Genomic DNA, 21,776 nt, shown 5'->3' with positions numbered 1-21,776 from the left:
CCCCCCTGGGTGATGACGGAGGTCGCGCTGCGGTCGGTGGGGAAGCTGCTGCGGCGCGTGCGCGAGGCCAACGCGGCAATCGCGGTGGACACCCGCGTCGACTGGCCCCGTGACCTGGCCGATCCGGAGGGCGGAACGATGCTGTGCCACGACGAGGGGGCACGAACGGTTGGGGATCTTCGCGGGCAGCTACGGCCTGTCCCCTCAGGACACACCGAGCTGCCCGGCGTCATCGAACAGACCACCGCGGCCTGCCGGACGCTCGTCGCCGACCGCGTGGCCGACGGCGAGCCGACCTATGTCCCGTCACATGCAGAGCACGGTGGTTGGCGGCGCTGGGACCGCATCCAGGAGTGGCTGACGGCCAACCGCGAGGCGTTCTCGACCGCTCTGCAGGACTGACCTTCGCCTCCTCGCCTCCTCGCCGGCGAGCGACGTGTCTCGCACTCCGACGCGCGCAGCACGGGCACGTGCCTTCGGCGCACCACCGTGAACGGCTGCACCAGCCCGCTCGACGGCGCGCCCGAACGGCCTCCCCCTCCCCAGCCATTGTGAACTTGCCGGGAACTCAACGCCCTTGGCAGCCGACTCGTGTGGTGAAAGGCCCGCACTGACGAGGTCGCGGCGCTGCGGCGTCCGACCCGGCCCGGCACTGGAGCGAGGTTGCAGCCGTATGCATTGGTACGAGGACGACGGATTCTGGTCGGATTTCTCCGGGACGATGTTCTCCGAACGCAGGCGCACGGAGACGACGGACGTCGTCGCCGGCTCGCCTCTGCTCGACTTCCCGGCCGGCAGCCGCGTCCTGGACCTGTGCTGCGGTCCCGGTCTCTACCTGATGCCGCTGGCCCGCCGCGGCTACGTGGTGACGGGCGTGGACCTCAGCCCGGTCATGCTGAAGCGGGCGCGCCTCGCCTGCGAGGAGGCCGGGGCCGATGTCCGGCTGGTGCAGGCGGACATGCTGACGCACGTCGAGCACGGGTCGTACGACGTGGTGCTCAACGTCTTCACGTCGTTCGGCTACTTCGACGATCCACGGGACAACGAGCAGGTGCTGCGCAACGCCCATGACTCGCTGGTGCCGGGCGGACAGCTGCTCGTCGATGTGATGGGCAAGGAGGTCCTCGCGGGCTGGATCGGCCGGCCCAAGCTCGTCGAACTCGACGACGGTGCGTACGTGGTGCAGCGCGACACCGTGCTGGACAGCTGGACGCGGCTGCGCACCGACTGGACGCTGGTGCGCGACGGGGTGGCGCGGGAGGCGTCCATCACCTCCTTCCTCTACAGCGCGGCCGAGCTGCGCGCGCTGTTCGAAGCGGTCGGCTTCACGGACGTGCGGTGCTACGGGGACTTCGACGGCTCCCCCTACGACAACCACGCGCCGCGGTTGATCGTGCGGGGCACCCGCGTGGGGGCTTCATGAGCGAGACGGTCTCCGGGACGCCACCGGCGATCCCGCCAGGAGGCTCCTCCAACGCTCTCCCGCCCGAGGGTGAGTCCCAGGACCGGGAGGGCCGTTCCGCAGGCCGCGGCAGGCTGCCGACCACGCTCGTGGCGCTCTCGGTGGTCCTGGTGGTCTCCGTCCTGGCGGGCATCGCCCTGGGGCCCACGGTCGTACCGGTGGGTGATGTCGTGCGCTTCCTGTCCGCTGCCGTGACCGGCGGCAGCATCGGAGCGGACGAGGTGAGCGGGTACTCCATCGTCTGGGAGGTCCGTACCCCCAGGGTGCTGCTGGCCGTGGTGGTCGGGGCAGGGCTCTCGGTCGTCGGCGTCGCCGTCCAGGCACTGGTGCGCAACGCCCTCGCGGATCCGTTCGTCCTGGGCATCTCCTCCGGTGCGTCCGTCGGGGCGACCGCGGTGGTGGTGTTCGGGGTCTTCGCGGGGCTGGGGGTCTACGCCCTCTCGGCCGCGGCGTTCCTCGGCGCCCTCGGCGCCACGATGCTCGTGTACCTGGCCGCGCGCGGTCCGCTGGGGCTGACTCCGCTGCGGCTCGTCCTGACGGGGGTGGCCCTGGCGTACGGGTTCCAGGCGCTCATGAGCGTCCTGGTCTTCCTCTCCCCGAACGGCCAGGCCGCGCGCACCGTGCTGTTCTGGCTGCTGGGCAGTCTGGGGTCGGCGTCCTGGGAGTCGCTGCCGCCGGCGGCGGCAGCGGTTCTGGTCGCGATCGTGGTGCTGCTGCGGCTGAGCCGGTCCCTGGATGTGCTGTCGCTGGGCGACGAGACCGCCGCCGGTCTGGGGGTGGACGCGCAGGCGCTGCGGCGTGGTCTGTTCGTGCTCACCGCGGCCGTCACCGGGCTGATCGTCGCGGTCAGCGGTGCGATCGGCTTCGTCGGACTGGTCCTGCCCCACGTGGTGCGGATCTGGGTCGGCTCCACACACCGGCGGGTTCTCGCGGTCGCGCCGCTCGCCGGAGGGTGCTTCATGGTGTGGGTCGATCTGGTGGCGCGTTCGGTCTTCGCTCCCGAGGAGCTGCCGCTCGGCGTGATCACCGCGCTGATCGGTGTGCCGGTGTTCGTCGTGCTGATGCGCCGCCGCGGCTATCTGTTCGGAGGCCGGTAGATGGACACGGTGCTCTCCCTGCGCGGCCTGACGGTCGAGACGGCCGGTCGCACACTGCTCGACCGGCTGAGCATCGAGGTGGCCGCCGGCCGGATCGTGGGCCTCGTCGGCCCCAACGGCAGCGGCAAATCGACCGCGCTGCGCTGCGTCTACCGTGCGCTTAAGCCCACGTCGGGCGCCGTCCTGCTCGACGGCGGAGATCTGACGTCGCGGACACTGCGCGACAGCGCCAGGTCGATCGCCGCCCTGACCCAGGAAAGCCACACCGAACTCGACTTCACCGTAGAGGAGTTGGTGGCACTGGGCCGCGCCCCGCACGCACCGGGCAACCGCCCCCTGACCGCGCGCGAGCGTGCGCTGTGCCGGCAGGCGATGGAGCGGCTGGACGTCGCACATCTCGCCGGCCGCAGCGTCCTGAACCTCTCCGGCGGGGAGCGTCAGCGCGTCCTCGTCGCGCGGGCACTGGTCCAGGAACCCCGCGTCCTGGTCCTCGACGAGCCGACCAACCACCTGGACGTACGGCACCAGGTGGAGCTGCTGTCATTCCTGCGGAGGTCAGAACTGACCGTCCTCACGGCCCTGCACGACCTCAACCTCGCGGCACAGGTCTGTGACCGCATCGCCGTGCTCAGCTCCGGCTCCCTGGTCTCCTGCGGTGATCCGGCGGAGGTCCTGACACCCGAGCTGGTCCGCAAGGTGTTCGGCGTCGACGCCACGATCGTCCCTCACCCGCGCACCGGGATCCCCCAACTGCTCTACGACCTTTCCCCGGCCCCCACCGGCATCCGCACACCTGCCGAAGCCCCCTCGGAAGGACCCCACGCATGATCCGACGAACCCGACGACCACTCCCCCGGGCCCTGCCCCGTGCCCTGACCGCCGGGCTGCTGGCGGCCGGGCTCCTGACGGCCACCGGCTGCGGCGCCGAGGTCGAGCCCTCGGCGAAGAACCCGTCCGACTCCGTCACGGTCTCCAACTGCGGCCGGAAGGTCACCTATCCCCGGCCGGAACGCCCCGTCGCCTACGACGTCAGCGGCGCGGAGAAGATGTTCTCCCTCGGCCTGGCCGACCGGATGCGCGGCTACGTCATGAACGAACTCGGAGATCCCTCCATCAAGGGCTCGCCCTGGCGCAAGGACTACGCCGAGGTCGAGCGCCTCGGCACCGACCGCATCACCCGCGAGATCGTCGTCGACGCCAAGGCCGACTGGGTGCTGGCCGGTTGGAACTCCGGCTTCAGTGAGGAACGCGGGATCACGCCCGCGCTGCTGAAGAAGGTCGGTATCGCCTCCTATCTGCACACGGAGACCTGCTGGGACTACGGCGACAAGAGCGTCGACGTGACACCGATGGAAGCCCTCTACACCGACCTGGGGAACCTCGGCCGGATCTTCGGCGTGGAGCAGCGGGCCGACAAGCTCGTCACCGGTCTCAAGGCCCGTGTGGCCGCGTTGCGGAAGACCTGGGCCGACAAGGGCGGCCCGGCCAAGGTGTTCGTCTACGACTCGGGCACCGACCAGCCCTTCACCGCCGGGCGCCACGCCGCGCCCGACGACATCATCACCGCGGCCGGAGGAGCCAATGTCTTCCACCCTCTGGACAAGGGCTGGACGACGGTCGGCTGGGAACCCGTGGTCAAGGCCAGGCCCGAAGTGATCGTGATCATCGACTATGCCGACCGGCCCGCCAAGGAAAAGATCGACTATCTCACCTCGCTTCCCTCCCTGAAGTCGGTCCCGGCCGTGCAGAACAACCGCTTCTTCGTCCTCTCCTACGGCGACGCCGTCAGCGGCCCACGCAACATCACCGGCGCCGAGAAACTGGGCCGCTACCTGCGATCGGTCGGGCGGTGACGGTGAACCCGACGCGTACCGCACCCGCCCCCGCCGCCCTCGTCCACGAGCACATCACCGATGCGATCAAGGCACCCGACCTGCTGCGGCTGTCCGAGAACGTCGTGCTCGCCCGCTTCGAGACCCTGAAGGTCTACGCCGCTCTCGGCGCGGTCCGCACCCTGCTGGACCGGGGGATCGTCCGACCGGGGCAGACCCTCCTGGACAGTTCGAGCGGCATCTACGCACTGGCACTGGCCATGGCATGTCACCGCTACGGCCTGGGCTGCCACATCGTCGCCTCGACGACCGTCGACGCGGCCATGCGCGCGCAACTGGAGGTCCTCGGCGCCACCGTGGACCAGATGCCGCCCTCCGAGGACCTGAGGCTGGACCAGGAACGCCGGGTCCGCCGGGTCCGGCAGCTGCTGGCCGAGCAGCCCGGCATGCACTGGATGCGCCAGTACCACGACGCCGTCCACTACACCGGCTACCGCGAGTTCGCCGATCTGGTGGACCGCGCGCTGCCCGATGCGCCGCTGACCGTGGTGGGGGCCGTGGGCACCGGCTCCTCCACCGGGGGCCTCGTCCGTCCGCTGCGCGGACGCGGCCGGTCCGTACGCCTACGGGGAATTCAGCCCTTCGGCAGTGTGACCTTCGGCAGCGAGGAGTTCAGCGACCCCGAGGCGATCATCGCCGGCATCGGCAGCTCGATCCCGTTCGACAACGTCCGCCACGACCTGTACGACACGCTCCACTGGCTCGACTTCCGCCACGCCATGGCAGGCGCTGTCGGCCTGCTGCGGGAACACGCCGTGTTCGCCGGCCTGTCCACCGGCGCCGCCCACCTCGTGGCGGCCTGGGAAGCCGCCCGCCACCCCGACCACATGCACCTGGTGATCGGCGCCGACACCGGACACCGCTACACCGAACGGGTCTTCGCCCGCCACCACGAAGCCCTCGACCCGCGCACCCTCAAGCCCCACCAGATCACCAACCTCGCCGACCTCACACCTCCCTGGTCGGTGATGGAGTGGAAACGGCGGCGCTTCGACGTACGCGGGGCAACCGTGCCCGCGCAAGCCGTCGCATCCCCACCGGCACCGGCTCCCCCGTACACGCCGACGCCCCCGTCGGCACAACAGCCCCCGCAGGCACCGGCACCGCTCGCCGCACCGATCAAGGAGAACCCGGCATCGTGACCATCGCCGCCCTGGAAGCACTCACCTTCGGACTGGGACGCCTGGCGGAGGCGGCCGGAAACGCCGGGCACCGGCTGGCCCTGCTCACCGGCGACCGGGCCTTCTACCGCCATGAACTCGCACGCCTCGCCCCGGAGGCGCTCGACATCATCGACGTCGACACGACCGACGAGTCCGCCTGCGCCGCCGCTCTGGCCGCCCTGCCCGACCTGCGAGGGATCGTCAACTCGACCGACACCTGGAGCATCCCGGGCGCCGACCTCGCCGCCGAGTTCGGCCTGCCCGGGCCGGACCCCACCGCGGTCCGCCGACTCCGGGACAAGAGCCGGGTGCGCTCCCTTCTGCACACACATGGCCTGAGCCGCGGCCGAGCCCTCACCGTCCAGGCCGAGCCCTCCGCGGCCGCCGAGATCCTGCGTGAGATCGGTCTGCCCACGGTCCTCAAGGACTCGGCGGGCACCTCCTCCCGCAACGTCTGGCTGGTGCGCGACGAGCGGCAACTGCACATCGCCCTCACCCAGGCCGCCCAACGCATCTTCACCGGCGGGCTGTTCGCCGAGCCTCTCTTCTCCGGCCCTGTTTACAGCGCGGAGACGCTCAGTTGGAACGGGGAAGCGAAACTCCTGGGCGTCCTCAGCCGCCAGATGTCTCCGGAGCCGTCCGTCCGCGAAGAGGCCGCCGCCTTCCCCGTCGCCCTGCCCGGCGCCGAACTCGACCTGATCCAGCACTGGGTGGAACGTGTCCTGAAGACCGCGGGCCACGACACCGGCTTCGCGCACGTGGAGTTCGTCCTCACCACCGAGGGACCGGAACTGGTGGAGATCAACCGCCGCATCGGCGGCGCGCTCGTCGGCGAGGCCCTGTGCCGCTCCCTGGGTACCAATGTCTACGACGCCATGGTCGACACCGCCCTCGGCCGCCGCCCCGCGCTGATGGACGCCCTTGACGCCACGGATTCCCGTCCGGGCCCCGCCACCGGCTTCGTGCTCATCTACCCCGACCGCCACGGAACGCTCACCGGCTGGACCGGACTCGACGGGCTGTCCGCCTTCCCGGGCTCGCCCGAGTGGTACCCCACCGCAGCTCCCGGGCAACGGGTGGAGCACCTGGGCGACCAGCGCAGCTGCACCGGGATCGTGCTGGCCGAAGCCGCGACCGCCGAGTTGGCCCTGCACCGGGCGCTCAGCGCGGCCGGAAGCATACGGCCGGCGGTCACGCCCGACGGCCAGGGATGACACCACCACGCCGCACGTCGCCGGGCCTCCGTCCGCGCTCCCGTCTCACACGGCTCACCCAACTCACCGGCCCGCAGTACGTCCTGCTGGGTGGATCGTTCCTGATCCCACTGGGCAGCTTCGCGGTACTGCCCTTCATGTCGGTGCTGCTGCACGAGAGGCTGGGCATGGGGCTCGGCACCGTCGGCGTGGTGCTCGCCATTGCGTCGTTCGTGCAATTCTCCGGCGGCGTCATCGGCGCCGCGGTCGCCGAGCGCATCGGTTTGCAGCGCACCATGCTGCTCGCGCTCGTCATCCGGACGGCCGGCTTCGCCGTTTTCCTGCCGGGGCTCGGCCATCCGGCCGCGGCCGTGACCGCGCTCTTCCTCGTCTCCTGCGGCGCCGCGCTCTATCTGCCCGCCAACAAGGCATATCTGGTGCACCGCGTGGAGGACGCGCAGCGCCCCCTGCTGCTGTCCGCGAGCAGTTCCGCGCTCAACGCCGGTATAGCGCTGGGCCCGCTGGCCGCCGCACCCTTCGTACTCAGCGCCTCCGCGGGGCTCTTCACCGCGGTCACCGGGCTGTTCGCGGTCATCACGGCAGGGCACGCCCTGCTGCCCGTGGAAGACTCCGAACCACGGCCGGAACAACCGGGGGACAGCGACGGCGCCGAACGGCCTTCCCCACAAGGGGAAAGCCGGGGCCGATCCCAGGAAGGCCGGGGCGAGGCGAGGGCCGGACCGCCCGACTCACCGGCCCTGCCGTTCGCGATCACCGTGCTGAGCGTGTACGTCTTCATGTTCTTCCAGCACTACCTCGCGGTCTACGCCGTGCCCCGGACCTCAACGGTGTTCTACGGCCTGGTCCTGGCCGTCTACGCCGCACTCCTCGTGGTCGCACAGCCGCTGCTGTCCGACCGGATCGCCCGCCTGCCCTACCTCCGCGCCCTGCTCCTGGGCTTTGCCGCGCTGGCCCTCGGCATGTGCACCCTCGCCCTCGGCTCTCCCGCCGCCATCGTGGCCGGCGCCCTGCTGATCTGCCTCGGCGAGATCGTCCTCTTCCTCAAGAACGACCTCGAAGCCCTCGCCCGGTCGCCCCGGACACCCGCCGTCGTCTTCGGCCGTCAGCGGCTGGCGGCCGGAATCGGCGCGTTCGTCAGCGGCATCGCGGGAGGAGAGGGCTACGAACTGGCCGAGCGCTCCCGCCATCCCGGCCTTTTCTGGACAGCCGTCGCCGTGCAGTGCGCGGTACTGCCGCCACTGCTGGTCCGCTTCCTGCGCCGCCGACAGCGACGGCTGCATTCGGCCAAGGGCTCGGACCGGTCACTCCGCCGTTGAAGGGGACCTCCGAGCGCTACCGGCCGAGGCCCAAGGGCACGGTCGCGTCCGTGACTCCGAACGAAATGAACGCAAGGGTGACTGGCGCCCCCTACTGCTGCATAGTCACCAGCACTGCCACACAATGCGCCGACCGGAACCTCGGCCAAGGAGATCGCCAGGCTCGTGTGAACGGCGCTCCAGCGGGCCGGCTGCCGCTCGACGAGACGACACGGGAACTCCCCCCCCGGTCCGCCTTCGGACTGCCCGGCGGAACACAACAGCCCCACGGAACAGCAGAGGAAGTCACTCATGGCAACGGCGCCTAGCGTCTCGTATTCGATGACGGTGCGACTGGAAGTTCCCGCGAGCGGCACCGCCGTCAGCCAGCTCACCACGGCCGTGGAGTCCTCCGGTGGTTCGGTCACCGGCCTGGATGTCACCGCGTCCGGGCACGAGAAGCTCCGGATGGACGTCACCATCGCGGCGACGTCGACCGCGCATGCCGACGAGATCGTCCAGGAGCTGCGGGGCATCGAGGGGGTGTCGCTGGGGAAGGTCTCGGACCGTACGTTCCTGATGCACCTCGGTGGCAAGATCGAGATGTCGTCCAAGCATCCGATCCGTAACCGTGACGATCTGTCGATGATCTACACGCCGGGTGTGGCGCGGGTGTGCCAGGCGATCGCGGACAATCCCGAGGATGCCCGGCGTCTGACGATCAAGCGCAACAGTGTCGCGGTGGTCACCGATGGCTCGGCGGTGCTGGGGCTGGGCAATATCGGCCCGAAGGCGGCGCTGCCGGTGATGGAGGGCAAGGCGGCCCTGTTCAAGCGGTTCGCGGGGATCGATGCCTGGCCGCTGTGCCTGGACACCCAGGACACCGACGCGATCGTGGAGATCGTCAAGGCCATCGCGCCGGGGTTTGCCGGGATCAATCTGGAGGACATCTCCGCTCCGCGCTGTTTCGAGATCGAGGCGCGGCTGCGTGAGGCCCTGGATATTCCGGTCTTCCACGACGATCAGCACGGCACCGCGATCGTGGTGCTGGCGGCGCTGACGAACGCGCTGCGGGTGGTGGGCAAGAAGGTCGAGGACGTGCGGGTGGTGATGTCCGGCGCGGGTGCGGCGGGCACGGCCATCCTCAAGCTGCTGATCGCCGCCGGCGTGCGGCACGCCGTCGTGGCCGACATCCATGGTGTGGTGCACGCCGGGCGCCCGGATCTGGTCGATGCCGATCCGGACTCGCCGCTGCGCTGGATCGCGGACAACACCAACCCCGAGCGGGTGACGGGCACCTTGAAGGAGGCCGTGGTCGGGGCGGATGTCTTCATCGGTGTGTCGGCGCCGAATGTGCTGGACGGTGAGGATGTGGCGCGGATGGCGGAGGGGGCGATCGTGTTCGCACTCGCCAACCCCGACCCGGAGGTGGACCCGGCGATCGCGCGGCAGACCGCGGCGGTGGTGGCCACCGGCCGGTCGGATTTCCCCAACCAGATCAACAACGTCCTGGTGTTCCCCGGTGTCTTCCGGGGCCTGCTGGACGCGCAGTCCCGTACGGTGAACACCGAGATGATGCTGGCCGCGGCCGGTGCTCTCGCCGAGGTCGTCCTGGACGACGAGGTCAACCCGAACTACATCATCCCCAGCGTCTTCAACGACAAGGTCGCGGGCGCGGTGGCCGGTGCGGTCCGGGAGGCGGCCAAGGCGGCGGGCGCGGAAGGCACGGAACACTCGGCGGTCTGATCCACTCTGCTGTCCGATCCCGCGACGGCAGGAGCAGGGGCCCACACTCCCCGCCATCATCGCGAGGCATCGAGCGGCCACCAGGACGAGCACGGGGTGCCGCGGGACCACGCGGCACCCCGTTTCCCGTAGTCGCCCGCCGCACCATTAGGCCGTTCGAGTGAGCGGTGAGGGGTGGGGCGGCGAGCGGGTCGCGGCCGTCGTCGCGCACTTCTCCGTTCGGCGCGCGCGATCGGTCCGAAACTGGTCTGCTGGTTCCGAGGGCTGTCGTACCCCTTCGCGGAGACGGCCATCGCCGCTGACGCCCCCGAGGTGGAGGCATTCATGACCACACCGCGCGACCTGATGATCATCGCCATGGACGCGGCGCCCGATCACCCCGTGGAGCAGGGCAATCTGTCCCTCGCACTCGCCGGAGCCGAGGTGATCGACCTGCTGACCGCCCGGGCCATCGAGCTGGATGAGGACCTCATCGTGCCCGGCTACCGCCCGACGCTGGGTGATCGCCTGCTGGAAGAGGCCGCGTCGTCGCTCGTCCGGGAGTCGCCCTACGAGTCGCTCGACGACTGGCTGTGGCGCAGGGGGCGCGGGCTGTCATCGGCCTATCTGGCCGTTCTGGAGGGGGAAGGTCAGCTCACCCGCCAACGCCACCGGTGGATGCCCTTCCGTACAAGTCAGACGCTGGTCGATTCGCTTGATCACCGCAAGGCCGAGGAGCGCTGGACATCGAACGAGCCCGTACTCGCCACCCTTGGGGCGGCCCTGGGGATCCGCGGCAGACGAACGGAAGACGCCCCGAGCGTGGACGACGACGCGGTGTCGACGGTGCTGGACGGAGCTGGAGGCCGAACGGCAACGGAGAGCCATCGAGGAGGCGGCCTTCGACAACGTCTGGCGCGGCGAATAGGGACGGCGACCGGCTGCCTGAGCAGGGGCGGGCAGACGGCCTGCCCGCCCCTGTCGTGGTGAGGCGGCCCGGTCAGGCTGTGGCGGTTTCGGGCCGGGCTTGCGGCGCGGGCGCTGCGAGGCGTCCCGTTCGGTGCAGGCCGTGCAGGGCGGCGGCGCAGGCGAGACCGAGCCCGAGGAGCGCGATCCACGGCAGCGCCGAGACACCCGCCGCACGGGCGGCGTCGAGTGCGGCGCCGGTCAGCAGGTTCCCTAGGGTGATGCCCACTCCGCAGATCGTGTTGTACAGGCCGTAGTGAGTGGCCACGAGACGGTTACCGGAGAGGCGGACGATGGTGTCCATCTCAAAGGGGTACGCGACCATCGTGCCCAGGGACAGCAGCAGGGCGGAGAGGGCAGGTGGCACCGCTGCGAGCAGCCACAACCCGATCCCGCCGTCCGGGACGGGCACCGCCGTGGCCGACATCAGCGGCACGAAGGCGACGCCCATGGTGAAGAGCCCCCAGGCCAGCGCGCGGCCCGGCTCCATGCGCGCCTTGCACCAGGCGGTGACCCCGGTCTGTCCGACGATGGTGCTCAGACCGGATACGGCGAACAGCACCGCCACGGCAGCCGTTCCGAACTCCCCCTCCCCGCCGACACGCCGGACCTCCAGGGGCAGCGCGAGGTACACCTGGAAGGACATGACATACGAGCCGATCATGGCGAGCGAGAACAGCAGGAACGGCCGGTTGGCCAGAATGCTCCGCCACTGCGCCGGCACGCTCTCCCGCTGCCCGTCCCCTTCGGCCTTCGTCTCCTCGACACGGCGGGCGGGCAGCATCCTGATCTGCACCACGCTGAGTACCGCGAAGATGCCCGCCGCCGTCAGGCAGGTGACGCGGAAGTCCACGCCGGTGAGCACCATGCCCACCAGCGGGCCGAGCAGGATGCCGGCCTGGTAGATGACGTTGAACAGGGCGAACGCGTCCACTCGGCGTTCGCCCGCGTCAGCGGCCAGGTAGGCGCGGGAGGCGGGGTTGAACAGGGCTCCGGCCAGACCCGTCGCGGCGGAGGCGGCGAGCAGGGCGGGCACGGAATCGACGAGGCCGAGGGTCGCGAAGCCGATGACGCGCAGCACGAGCCCGGCAATGATCATGGGTTTGTAGCCGAGCCGGTCGGCCAGCGTGCCGCCGATCAGGAACATGCCCTGCTGGCTGAAGTTGCGCACGCCCAGGATCAGGCCGACGAGCCATCCGGCCAGTCCGAGCGGCCCGGCCAGATGCGCGGCCAGGTACGGCATCAGCATGTAGAAGCCGAGATTGATGGTGAATTGATTGACCATCAGCAGCTGGACGCTGCGTTCGTAGGTGCGGACCTGTGCGAGGGTGCTCTTCACCGGTTCTCCTGGGGTTCGGTGTCAGCGGTGCGCTCATCGGCGTCGGTACCGGTGGCGGTGGCCGGCCGGCCCGCCGCCGCACTGCCGGCGAGGGAGCGGGTGAGCGGATCGACCACGCCCACGCACCGGGTCCAGCGGGTGACTTCCTTCTCGTCGACGCGGCCGATCACGTCCGGTTCGTGGGCGGGCGGCGCGTCGAGCAGCCCGTGGGCCAGGCAGAAGTCGTCGTCGTAGACGGTGCCCAGGTAGCGCTGCGGCCCGTCGGGGAAGACGGCGGCGATCCGCGTGTCCTGGGGCAGGGTCCGGGCGAGCCATCCTGCGACGAGGGCTACCGCGCCGACGCTCCATCCCCCGGTGGCGTAGTGCGAGGCAGCCAACCGGCGGCAGGCCCACACCGCTTCGGCCGGGGCGACCCAGTGCACCTCGGAGAAGCTGCCGTAGGCCACGTTGCGGGGGTAGATGCTCGACCCGAGCCCCCTCATGAGCCGAGGGCGGGCCGGCTGACCGAAGATCGTCGATCCGACGGTGTCCACGCCGACCAACCGCAGCTGTGGGGAGAGCTGTTGGAGGACCCGGGAGATCCCCGCGGAGTGGCCACCGGTCCCGACGCTGCACACAAGCACGTCGATATGGCCGAGTTCATCGGCGAGTTCCAGTGCGAGGGGTGCGTAGGCGGTGGTGTTGTCGGGGTTGTTGTACTGGTCCGGGCACCAGGAACCCGGGTGCCGGAGCAACAGCTGGGTGACGCGGTCGCGGCGGGCCTGCTGCCAGCCACCGGTGGGGTGGGGTTCGGAGACGACGTTGACCTGGGCTCCGTAGGCGTTGAGCAGCCGGGTCATGGACGCCTCCAGGCCCGGGTCGGTGACCAGGGTGACGGGATGGCCGTGGACCATACCGGCGAGCGCGAGGCCGAGGCCGAGCGTGCCGCTGGTGGATTCGATGATCCGGCCCCCGGGCCGCAAGTCACCGCGGGCCCGGGCCCGTTCGACCATGTGCAGGCCGGGGCGGTCCTTGATGCCCCCGGGGTTGAAGCCTTCGAGCTTGGCCCAGAAGCCCCGCCCTTCGGGGGCGAAGGGCTCACCCACGCGCAGCACGGGAGTATTGCCGACCAGCCGTGACAAGGCGGTGAGGGCGGGCCTGGTGGTGGGTGGGGTGACGGTCTCGGTGTCTTTGGGAGGGTGCATCTGTTCGCTCTCGTTCTCGGTGAAAGGCGCGGCGGGTGCGGTTCTCTCCTGCGCGGCGCCACCCGGTCCGGGCCGATGGCCCGGGCCTGCGGCGCTGCGGCCGCGGCGTCGCCGCGGCTGGAGGAAGCGGCCTAGATGCGCCACCGACACAGAGCGCGCAGCGTGGTTCGGCTGGAATTGCCTCGGGCCTCCGGGGCTGTGTGCCGTCCTTGCGCGCCGGACGCGCTCGCACGGACGACTGCCGTGACGAGTAGGGGCGTCGACAGGGCGGGAGCGGGCGCGTTGTGCCGTCGCCGGGCTTCTGGAGCAAGTCCGGTCGACGTGCAGGAAGGTTCGGCAGGTGTGGGTGCGCGTGCGGCTGTGCCGATGGTCTGCGCGGTGCCGGACGAGATGGGCGCGCCATGAGCGCGACCGGGCTCGTGCAGAAACAGGTCGCAGTCGAATGCGCACAGCAGGAGGCATCCGAGCACGAGGGCGAGCAGTCGGCGTCTCTCCCGGGACGGGGCGAGGAGCGCTCGGATGCGGGGGTGCGAGAGCACAGGTTCCTCCGCGGACGGCGGTCGTGGCGCCAAGGGCGCACGAGCAACGGTGACGGGGCGGGGTGGGGTGGGGCGCTGTCAGGACTTCGCCGCAACGTCGGCCTCGCGGCACCCTGGTGCGCTCACGGGCGCGCCGGGGTTTCACGTGGCGGCCGGGCGGCAGTCGGTCAGCCGGATGACGGCCCGTCGGCCCGCCGGAAGTGTTCGGGCGGGACGGTTTCCAGGGCCTGCGGAGAGCCTCCGGGTCCTAAATCCGCAATACCGTCGCTCTTGTGGCCGACGCCGGCAACAGCTCGGCCGACGCGGCGTCACCGACGACGATCGCGCCGAGCCCCTGCATCGGGGAGAGATGCTCTACGACGAGGGCGCAGGCCGCAGGAGCGTCCAGGGCAGGGCCGTGCTGGGGCGGTCCGGGCACACAGTCCTGTGCCGGGTGGGACGGGCCATGACCACCGTCAGGGTGTTCCATCGGCTTGCCGTGCAACTCCGCGTCGTCCGCGGACGTGTCGTCGACCGCGTGGTGGTGCTCGGCCGCCGCTGTGTGGGCGGTCACCTTCGGGCCGAGATGGGCGGCGACACAATCGGCGCTCACGACGTGCGCGTACACGAAGGCCAACAGCAGCACGGCCACCCACAGCACGCGCAGCGGACCCGCCGAAGAGCGGGCCCACGGCATGCGGGAGGACGACCGGGCCGTGACCATGCCGTGACACTAGCAGCGGGCCGCAGCTGCTCCGCTCCTTCCGGCGCAAACATCACGCCAACAGTCGGGTGACGTTGAAGTGGGGTCGCGGGGGCGTCCGCCCGGCCGTCGGGAAGTCGACGTCGTGAGCCGCGGGCGGGGCCATCCGGTGCTCTCCGGGGCCGCGGCGCCTCAGCACGCGAGGACCGCCGAGGACCTTCGAGGACCCGAAGTGGCGTTGGGTACAGTCGAGGCCGGGCAGCCCGTGGAGGGCCGAAGACCAAGGAGCGAGCGGGTGAGCCGCGTGGGCAGGCGAGTGGGATCAGGTGGTGTGGCACACCTCCTGGTCGTCGTCGCACTCGCTCTCGGCGTGTTCGTCATGCACGGTCTCGGTCATCCCACCGACCCGGAAGCAGCTGCCGGCACCGGCGGCGCATCGCAGCATGTCTCCATGGCCGAGCGGCAGGACACGCCCTCGGGGCTCCATGGAGAGGCGGTTCCGCGCTCGGGCTCCCCGGGGCACACGGCCATCACCGTCGCGTCCGGTGCGACATCCGATTCGGGGCACCACTCCGGTCACCCCGGTCCCTCCATGGACATGACGTCCCTGTGTCTGGCCGTGCTCGGCCTCTGGATGCTCGGAATCCTCTTCGGCGGTCTGCCGAGCCGATTCCGTGACTGGTCCCTGCGCTCCCTCGCACGGTTCGTGGCCGGGCTCCGCCCCAAACTGCCGCCTCCGCGCGCTCCCGACCTCCTACAGCTCTCGGTTCTGCGGATTTAGGCCGCTGCTCGACCGACGGACGGATCGCCGTCCGTCGCCTACGCATGCCTTGAAACACACATTTCCGCAGCAATGACACACGAGGTGTAGAGCCATGAATTCGATCAAGCGCGCCCCGAGCCGGCCCGGTCGTCGCCGGGTGGCGATGGTCGGCGCGGTTGCCGCCGGTGCCCTGACGCTTGCCGCCTGCGGCAACGGCGGCGAGAGCGACAAGAACCACGGCACGCCGGGCACGGATCACGGCAGCAGCAACTCCGCGACAGCCGCTCCGGGCTCGTCGGGCCCGTCGGCCAAGGGGGCGTTCAACGACGCGGACGTGACGTTCGCGCAGATGATGATCCCGCACCACCAGCAGGCCATCGAGATGGCCGAGCTCTCGGGGAGCCGGGCTTCCGACAAGGAGATCAAGGAGCTGTCGGCGGCCATCGAGCAGGCCCAGGGGCCGGAGATCAAGACCCTCCGGGGGTGGCTGAAGGGCTGGGGCAAGCCGGCCTCGCCGTCCATGGAGCACGGCATGCCGGGCATGGACCACGGCGCCGGCGGCTCGGGAATGTCCGGGATCATGTCCGACAAGGAGATGGCCGAACTCAAGGCCGCCAAGGGCACGGACTACGACAAGAAGTTCGCCAGGCTGATGACCGCGCACCACGACGGCGCGATCAGCATGGCCGAGAACGAGCAGAAGGACGGCCGCAACGCGTCGGCCAAGAAGCTCGCCGGCGACATCATCAAGGGGCAGACGGCCGAGGTCGACAAGTTCCGGAAGATCCTCGACCGGCTCTGACCGGCAGCGGGACTCCGCTTCTTCGTCTTCTTCGTCAGCCGTTCGCCAAGCGCCGGGCCTCTGCCAAGGGGCCCGGCGCCCGCGGCCACCGCGCCGCGCTGACGCTCACCTTCACGGGCGGCAGCTCCCGCGTCGTGCCTCGCATCACCGGGTGGCGCGCGCCAGGCCCGTTGGCTCAGCCCTCTCCCCCGGCGACCTCAGCTGTTCCCCGGTCCTGTTCGAGCAAGCGGGTGCGAAAGAGGTCGAGCACCTCGTCCAGCGCCGCGCGGGTCGGCTCGCCGGGTTCGTCGATGAGGTGCTCGGTCAGTACGGAGTGCGGCGGCAGCACGGCGTCGGGGTTCGCGGCGGAGTCGTCCAGTTCCACGGCGGTGAACGCCTCACCGAGTTCGCGGCGCAGAAAGGCGAACCGGTCCCCCGGTACGAGCCGGTCCCCGCAGAATCGCAGCCCCAGCACGCGGAGGTCCTCGCTCTCGCAGCGGCCACGGACGGCGGCGAGTTCTTCCGCGGAGATATCGATGCGGCCCGCCCGGCTCTTGGTGACGGCAAGCGGCAGGGACGGCTGGGACAGGACGGGCGCGAGCAGACGCTCATCGGCAGCCATGGCCAGGGCGAAGCCGCCGGTCAGACACATGCCGACGGCCCCGACGCCGGGGCCGCCGCAGCGCTCGTGCTCGTATGCGGCAAGGGCCCGCAGCCAGGTCACCACGCGCGAGGATTTCCCCCTGGCCAGCACGGTGAACTCCCGGCTCACGCATACCTTCACCATCGACGAGGCCGTGTAGAGACCTGACTTCAGCCGCCCGGCCGTCGCGGGGTCGGCATCGCGGCCGGGTTCGCCGAAGAGCACCGGGAGCACGGCGGTGCAGCCGATCGCGGCCACACGTTCCGCGAACCGCAACACCTTGGGAGTGATGCCCGGTATCTCGGCCATCACGATCACCGCGGGCCCGGTCCCACGCCGCAGAATCCGGCGACTGACGCCGTTGTGCGCGAAGGTGCCACGGTCGAAACCGGTCAGGTCATGATCTGCCATGCTTACCACCGTCTGCTCGGTCGCTGCTCGGGTCCGGTCGGGTAATGATCTCCAGCCGAGCCAACTCGCTCACACCCGGCCGGAGTTAGCGCGAGACTACCCAGCCGACGCCACGGCGCAGCGGCGGCCACCCCGGCAGCCGCAGTCGCCCGGCCCGCGAGAAGCGGCCAGGACCCGCTTTGAAAATGGCTCGACCGCGCCACCTCATGCCGAGACCATGAGCCGGTGACACCGGACGAAGCAGCAGCAAGTGAACTCCTGGATCGTGCAGCCCTCTGGAGTACGGGCGACCTACGCGCCGCAGAGGTCGTCGCTGCGGCCTGCGATGCGCTCGTCGCCGGATGGGACGGCCCCGGGCTGCGGGCCCTGGCAGCTTGCACCCGAGGGGAGGCGGACCACGACGTTCCTGACCTGCTTCCCGAAGCGCTCGCCGACCTCGGCCTCACCTTCTCCGCTGTCGCCGGCGCCAACGGCCGGGAAGCCGCTGCCCGGGCGCTTGCGCGGCGCACACTCGCGGGCGACCTGACACCTCGTGAATTCACCTTCTGGGTTCATCAGCGTTGCGGCCATGAACTGGCGCTGACGGAAAGGCTCGCGGAGCTCGACGACGAGTACGACCTTCTCGGGTTCGAGAGGAGAAGTGACAGAACCTCGGCGCTGCTCGATGCCGAGGTCGTGTCAGAAGCCCGCCGCCTCGTGGCCCGCCACCATGTTCCCGCCGATGCCGGAGACGGTCTCAACTGACGCTCCATCGGGTGGCTTTGTCCCTGCGGCAGGCAAGCGGGACCGGCGGGGAGGTCGAGGCGGGACGGGGCCCCTGGGCACCCGGCTTGCCCATTGGGCACCAGTACGGCCGGTTCAGTCGGTGTCCAGGCCGTCGATCAGGCGGTCGAGGAAGCGGGTGAAGGTGGCTTCCGGGGCCAGGGGGCGTCCCGGCGCCGAGAGGGCTTCGGTCAGTTCCGGGTGGTGGCCGTCGGCGGCGACTGCGGCGAGGTAGCGGGCTTCGGCGGCGGCGCGGTCGGGGCGGTCCGCCACCGCGGCCTGGGCGATCTCGTGGGCGACGTGTCCGGCGACGAAGCCGGTGAGCTGGCTGAAGACCTCCAGCTTGGCGGCGCCGTCGAGCCGGGTGGGCCGTAGCGCGGCAAGGGCGTGCTCCAGGAAGTCCAGCGTGTGCGGGCCGGGGGTTCTGCGGGTCGTCAACGCGGCGGGGAGCCACGGGTGCCGGAGCATGAGGGCGCGCTGGAGGTGGCCGATGGCCTTCAGGTCCGTGCGCCAGTCGCCGGTGAGTGGTCCGTCCGTCGGAAGTTCGCCGCTGACCCGGTCCACCATCAGCTCCAGCAGCGTCTCCTTGTCGGGGGCGTAGCTGTACAGGGACATCACACCGGCCCCGACCTCGGAGGCGACCCGCCGCATGGTGACGGCCTCCAGTCCTTCCGCGTCGGCCAGGGTGACCGCCGCGGCCGTGATCGCCTGACGGCTGAAGGCGGGCTTGCGGCCCCTCGCCGGCTGACCGGTGCGCAGCCAGAGCTGTTCGGGATCGACGCCTGAGGTGCCTGCCGCGTCACGACGGCTCACGTTCTTTCCACCCTCTCCTGAGCACTGGATGTTGCGGTGCCCATCCAAGCATCCGCTATTCTCGTACGACGTACGAGAATAGCGGAGGGGAACCATGACAGCGCACCCGCAGGAGACCGCGGCGAGGGCCGACCGGACGGAACCGACGAGGAAGCCGCCACTGTCCTCACGGTTGATGAGAGCGAGTTGGCGCAACCTTCCGCCCAAGCGGTACGACGTCGGATGGGAGCCCGGGCTCGCCGTACCGGCCGCGGACGGCAGCCCGCTGCTGACCGATCACTACTTCCCCCGCGCCGAGGGCGACTTCCCCACCCTCCTCGTGCGCTCGCCGTACGGCCGTGGCCTGCCCTGGTCTCCCATGAACGGCATCCTCTTCGCCGAACAGGGCTTCCACGTGGTCCTGCAGAGCTGCCGAGGCACCGGCGGCTCGGGCGGCCGCTTCCACCTCTGGCGCAACGAGGCCGCCGACGGCCAGGCGACGGTGTCCTGGCTGCGCGAACAGCCCTGGTTCAACGGAACGCTGGGCACCATCGGCCCCAGCTACCTCGGCTACGTGCAGTGGGCGCTCGCCCTGGAACCGCCACCCGAGCTGAAGGCGATGGTGATACAGGCCGGCCTGCACGATCCGCATGCCCTCTTCCACACGGGCGGAGCACTCCGCCTGGAGAACGCCCTCGCGGTCGGCGTCGGCATGACGTACCAGCACCAGGGAACCGCGGCCCTGCTGAAGGCGACGCTGCGCCTTCAGCGCCGCCTGCGCAAGATCAGCACCGCGCGGCCACTGCGCGGGGCGCACGTCTCGGCCCTTGGCGAAGTCCCCTGGCTGGACGACGTGATGACGCACCCGGACGCCGACGACCCGTACTGGGACGGAGCAATCCTGGGTGAGCCGGCGGAGCGGTTGCGTGTGCCGACCGCTTTGGTCACGGGGTGGCACGACGGGCTGGCCGACCAGACCTTCGAACAGTACGCCCGGCTGCGTCAGGCCGGATGCGAGACCTCCTTGCTCGTCGGCCCCTGGACGCACACCTCCGCATTCCAGCAGGGGTGGCCCGAGGTGTTCGCCGAGAGCCTCGCCTGGCTGCGTGCGCATCTGTGCGCCGACCCGTCCGGCGTCCGGCCCACCACGGTGCGCGTGCACGTAGGCGGCGAAGGTGCCTGGCGGGACCTCGACGACTGGCCGCAGGCGCCCGACACGGCGGCCTGGTTCCCCGGGGCGCACGGGACGCTCACCCGACAGGTCCCCGCGGAGTCCACGGCGCCGGCATCCTTTCGCTACGACCCGGACGACCCCACCCCTTCCGTGGGCGGACCCCTGCTCTCCCGGGGCGCCGGCTCCCGGGACAACACCTCCCTGGAGGCACGGGAGGACGTCCTGACGTTCACCACCCCGCCGCTGACCGAACCCGTCGAAGCCTTCGGCCCGGTCTCCGCGCGGCTGCGGATCTCCACCGACACCGGCCACGCCGACGTGTTCGCCCGCCTCTGCGATGTCGACACCGACAACCGCTCCCGCAACGTCTGCGACGGACTGGTCCGGCTGCGGACCGATGGGCAGGACCCCGCGCAGGCCATCGTGCCGATGGGTGCCACCGCGCACCATTTCGCCGCGGGCCACCGCATTCGCCTCCAGATCAGCGGCGGCGCCCATCCGCGCTTCGCCCGGAGCCCCGGCACCGGGGAGGCGGCGGTCGACGCCACCGGCCACCGGCCGGCGCACCTCACCCTGCACGCGGGGTCCGCACTGGCCCTGCCCCGCAGCGGTCGGACACACAGCCACGACACGCCGGCGAGCGACAGCCCGCCGCGGGAATGGAGGAGCGACACCGAGGAGTAGGCGACGGCACCGAGGAGGCCGCGGCCGCTACCCCGTACAGGTCGGCCTGCCCGCGGCCTCCCCACCACATCCGGCGAGCATGGCCGCCCGCCCGGCGACCTCGGGTTACCTTCCGGTCAAGCACTTGGGATCAAGCGCTCCGGCCTCCGACGTGTCCGCCGAAGGGAATTCCATGGCCCGCCCGGTCCACTTCGAGATGTACGCCAACGACTTCGTGCGCATGCGCACCTTCTACGAGTCCGTCTTCGGGTGGTCCTTCGTCCAGCAGGGCGAGCGCTGGGCGATCCGGACCGGCACCGCGGGCTCCGGGATCGACGGCAGCATGCTGGAGCGGGTGGATTCCGCCACGCGCGGCGACTTCAGCGGCGGGCTCATGCTGCGCATGCGGGTGGACGACATCGACGAGGCGTCGCGGGCCGTCGAGAACCACGGGGGCCTGATCACCGTTCCCACGATCCCGGTCCCCGACATCGGCCTGTTCTCCATCGGGACGGACCCGGACGGCAACTACTTCCAGATGGTCCAGGAAGACCCGTATCCGGCGTGACCGCACGCGGCATCCGGGGTTTCTGGTGCCCCGGAAGCCGGATGGCGAGCTACCGGCGCGCCGGCGTGGCGCTCAGGCCCGCCCCGGAGCGGGCGGCTCGCCCCACGGCGTTTCCAGCGCCGCGCGCAGAGCGTCGACCGCTTCCTGGCCGATGCGTTCGGCGAGTTGCGCCTCCAGCCGTTCGAGCAGCAGCTCGGCCTCACGGTGCGCGCGGGCTCCCTTCGCGGTGCGCCGGATCAGCCGTTGCCGGGCGGAGGTGGGATGGGGCGCCTGTTCCAGCAGCCCCGCGTCGACGAGGCCGTGCGCGGCCTGGTGGGCGGTCTGCCGGGTGACCCCCATCCGCCGGGCCAGCTCGGAGACCGTGGTGCCCTCCTCGTCCAGGACGGCGAAGAGCTGGAGCTGAGGCGGCGACACCGGTGTCGCGCCGGCCGCGTCCAGAGCTGCCAGCAACCCCTCGTCGAACCAGCGCCGGGCGTCGCCGAGCAGCTGCGGGAGGGGTCGGTCGGTGCCGGTCATCGCTTCCTTACTCCACGGCCCCGGGCGGGCAGCGTGGTGAGCCGGTTGCCGGGCCGGTTGCTACCGGCCGATATCTGTGTCAGCCTACCTGACATCCAATATGTCAGCCTGCCTGACACTCCTGGTGGTGGGGCGGACGGACCGC

At 70.8% G+C, this 21,776-nt stretch carries 20 protein-coding genes and 1 pseudogene; 15 read left to right on the top strand and 6 right to left on the bottom strand.

The annotated features are described in order from the left end of the window. Nucleotides 1-12: 12 nt before the first annotated feature. From QOM21_RS33205 to QOM21_RS33160, 10 genes and pseudogenes are all read left to right on the top strand, one after another. Nucleotides 13-402, top strand: a complete 390-nt coding sequence (locus QOM21_RS33205) for a hypothetical protein (RefSeq protein WP_407554705.1) — start codon at nucleotides 13-15, stop codon at nucleotides 400-402. A gap of 271 nt (nucleotides 403-673) precedes the next feature. Then, nucleotides 674-1,423, top strand: coding sequence for a class I SAM-dependent methyltransferase (locus QOM21_RS33200; protein ID WP_407554704.1), 750 nt, complete (start codon nucleotides 674-676; stop codon nucleotides 1,421-1,423). Next, the gene (locus QOM21_RS33195) at nucleotides 1,420-2,559 is read left to right on the top strand and encodes a FecCD family ABC transporter permease (protein ID WP_407554703.1); all 1,140 of its coding nucleotides are present in this window, start codon (nucleotides 1,420-1,422) and stop codon (nucleotides 2,557-2,559) included. Before QOM21_RS33200 ends, QOM21_RS33195 begins: the two co-directional genes overlap by 4 nt. Next, nucleotides 2,560-3,387 carry an ABC transporter ATP-binding protein gene (locus QOM21_RS33190; protein ID WP_407554702.1) on the top strand — a complete coding sequence of 276 codons (828 nt, stop codon included), beginning with the start codon at nucleotides 2,560-2,562 and terminating at the stop codon, nucleotides 3,385-3,387. Beyond that, nucleotides 3,384-4,412 carry an ABC transporter substrate-binding protein gene (locus QOM21_RS33185; RefSeq protein ID WP_407554701.1) on the top strand — a complete coding sequence of 343 codons (1,029 nt, stop codon included), beginning with the start codon at nucleotides 3,384-3,386 and terminating at the stop codon, nucleotides 4,410-4,412. The genes QOM21_RS33190 and QOM21_RS33185 overlap by 4 nt, the downstream gene beginning before the upstream one ends. A 2-nt stretch (nucleotides 4,413-4,414) precedes the next feature. Further along, complete coding sequence (locus tag QOM21_RS33180) at nucleotides 4,415-5,593, top strand: pyridoxal-phosphate dependent enzyme (protein ID WP_407554700.1); 1,179 nt, start codon at nucleotides 4,415-4,417, stop codon at nucleotides 5,591-5,593. Next, complete coding sequence (locus QOM21_RS33175) at nucleotides 5,590-6,828, top strand: ATP-grasp domain-containing protein (protein ID WP_407554699.1); 1,239 nt, start codon at nucleotides 5,590-5,592, stop codon at nucleotides 6,826-6,828. Before QOM21_RS33180 ends, QOM21_RS33175 begins: the two co-directional genes overlap by 4 nt. Next, nucleotides 6,825-8,144 carry an MFS transporter gene (locus QOM21_RS33170; protein WP_407554698.1) on the top strand — a complete coding sequence of 440 codons (1,320 nt, stop codon included), beginning with the start codon at nucleotides 6,825-6,827 and terminating at the stop codon, nucleotides 8,142-8,144. The genes QOM21_RS33175 and QOM21_RS33170 overlap by 4 nt, the downstream gene beginning before the upstream one ends. Nucleotides 8,145-8,435: 291 nt before the next feature. Then, entirely contained in the window at nucleotides 8,436-9,869 is a 1,434-nt protein-coding gene (locus tag QOM21_RS33165; protein ID WP_407554697.1) for an NAD-dependent malic enzyme, read from the top strand. Nucleotides 9,870-10,193: 324 nt separating this feature from the next. Further along, nucleotides 10,194-10,776, top strand: a pseudogene (locus QOM21_RS33160) (GOLPH3/VPS74 family protein). A gap of 72 nt (nucleotides 10,777-10,848) precedes the next feature. Here the strand turns inward: QOM21_RS33160 and QOM21_RS33155 are convergent. The 3 genes from QOM21_RS33155 to QOM21_RS33145 all read right to left on the bottom strand — a co-directional run bounded on the left by QOM21_RS33155 (nucleotide 10,849) and on the right by QOM21_RS33145 (nucleotide 14,579). Further along, nucleotides 10,849-12,153 (bottom strand): MFS transporter, encoded by a 1,305-nt coding sequence (locus QOM21_RS33155; RefSeq protein WP_407554696.1) that lies wholly within the window; start codon nucleotides 12,151-12,153, stop codon nucleotides 10,849-10,851. Next, nucleotides 12,150-13,337, bottom strand: coding sequence for a PLP-dependent cysteine synthase family protein (locus QOM21_RS33150; RefSeq protein WP_407554695.1), 1,188 nt, complete (start codon nucleotides 13,335-13,337; stop codon nucleotides 12,150-12,152). The genes QOM21_RS33155 and QOM21_RS33150 overlap by 4 nt, the downstream gene beginning before the upstream one ends. 786 nt (nucleotides 13,338-14,123) lie before the next feature. Next, on the bottom strand, nucleotides 14,124-14,579 hold the full coding sequence (locus QOM21_RS33145) for a hypothetical protein (RefSeq protein WP_407554694.1): 456 nt from the start codon (nucleotides 14,577-14,579) through the stop codon (nucleotides 14,124-14,126). 310 nt (nucleotides 14,580-14,889) lie between these two features. Here QOM21_RS33145 and QOM21_RS33140 point away from each other — a divergent pair, with 310 nt between their 5' ends. Both QOM21_RS33140 and QOM21_RS33135 read left to right on the top strand, forming a co-directional pair. Beyond that, nucleotides 14,890-15,339 (top strand): hypothetical protein, encoded by a 450-nt coding sequence (locus tag QOM21_RS33140; RefSeq protein ID WP_407554693.1) that lies wholly within the window; start codon nucleotides 14,890-14,892, stop codon nucleotides 15,337-15,339. 94 nt (nucleotides 15,340-15,433) lie between these two features. Beyond that, nucleotides 15,434-16,123, top strand: coding sequence for a DUF305 domain-containing protein (locus tag QOM21_RS33135; RefSeq protein ID WP_407554692.1), 690 nt, complete (start codon nucleotides 15,434-15,436; stop codon nucleotides 16,121-16,123). Between the two features lie 175 nt (nucleotides 16,124-16,298). Here the strand turns inward: QOM21_RS33135 and QOM21_RS33130 are convergent, their stop codons facing one another. Further along, a complete protein-coding gene (locus QOM21_RS33130; protein ID WP_407554691.1) occupies nucleotides 16,299-17,156 on the bottom strand; it encodes a dienelactone hydrolase family protein in 858 nt (285 codons plus the stop codon). A gap of 225 nt (nucleotides 17,157-17,381) precedes the next feature. Between QOM21_RS33130 and QOM21_RS33125 the strand changes: the two genes are divergently transcribed. Next, the gene (locus QOM21_RS33125) at nucleotides 17,382-17,900 is read left to right on the top strand and encodes a hypothetical protein (RefSeq protein WP_407554690.1); all 519 of its coding nucleotides are present in this window, start codon (nucleotides 17,382-17,384) and stop codon (nucleotides 17,898-17,900) included. Nucleotides 17,901-18,014: 114 nt separating this feature from the next. Here the strand turns inward: QOM21_RS33125 and QOM21_RS33120 are convergent, their stop codons facing one another. After that, on the bottom strand, nucleotides 18,015-18,731 hold the full coding sequence (locus QOM21_RS33120) for a TetR/AcrR family transcriptional regulator (RefSeq protein WP_407554689.1): 717 nt from the start codon (nucleotides 18,729-18,731) through the stop codon (nucleotides 18,015-18,017). A gap of 175 nt (nucleotides 18,732-18,906) precedes the next feature. Between QOM21_RS33120 and QOM21_RS33115 the strand changes: the two genes are divergently transcribed. Continuing rightward, on the top strand, nucleotides 18,907-20,568 hold the full coding sequence (locus tag QOM21_RS33115) for a CocE/NonD family hydrolase (RefSeq protein WP_407555967.1): 1,662 nt from the start codon (nucleotides 18,907-18,909) through the stop codon (nucleotides 20,566-20,568). A gap of 172 nt (nucleotides 20,569-20,740) precedes the next feature. After that, the gene (locus QOM21_RS33110) at nucleotides 20,741-21,115 is read left to right on the top strand and encodes a VOC family protein (RefSeq protein ID WP_407554688.1); all 375 of its coding nucleotides are present in this window, start codon (nucleotides 20,741-20,743) and stop codon (nucleotides 21,113-21,115) included. 72 nt (nucleotides 21,116-21,187) lie between these two features. On the opposite strand, the gene QOM21_RS33105 is transcribed toward QOM21_RS33110, so the two are convergent. Beyond that, entirely contained in the window at nucleotides 21,188-21,631 is a 444-nt protein-coding gene (locus QOM21_RS33105; protein WP_407554687.1) for a MarR family winged helix-turn-helix transcriptional regulator, read from the bottom strand. Between the last annotated feature and the right edge of the window lie 145 nt (nucleotides 21,632-21,776).

This window comes from Streptomyces sp. Pv4-95, assembly GCF_045782725.1.
Taxonomy (GTDB): domain Bacteria; phylum Actinomycetota; class Actinomycetes; order Streptomycetales; family Streptomycetaceae; genus Streptomyces.
The sequence above is the reverse complement of the archived record's forward strand: the minus strand, read 5'-3'. Positions and strand labels throughout refer to the sequence as shown.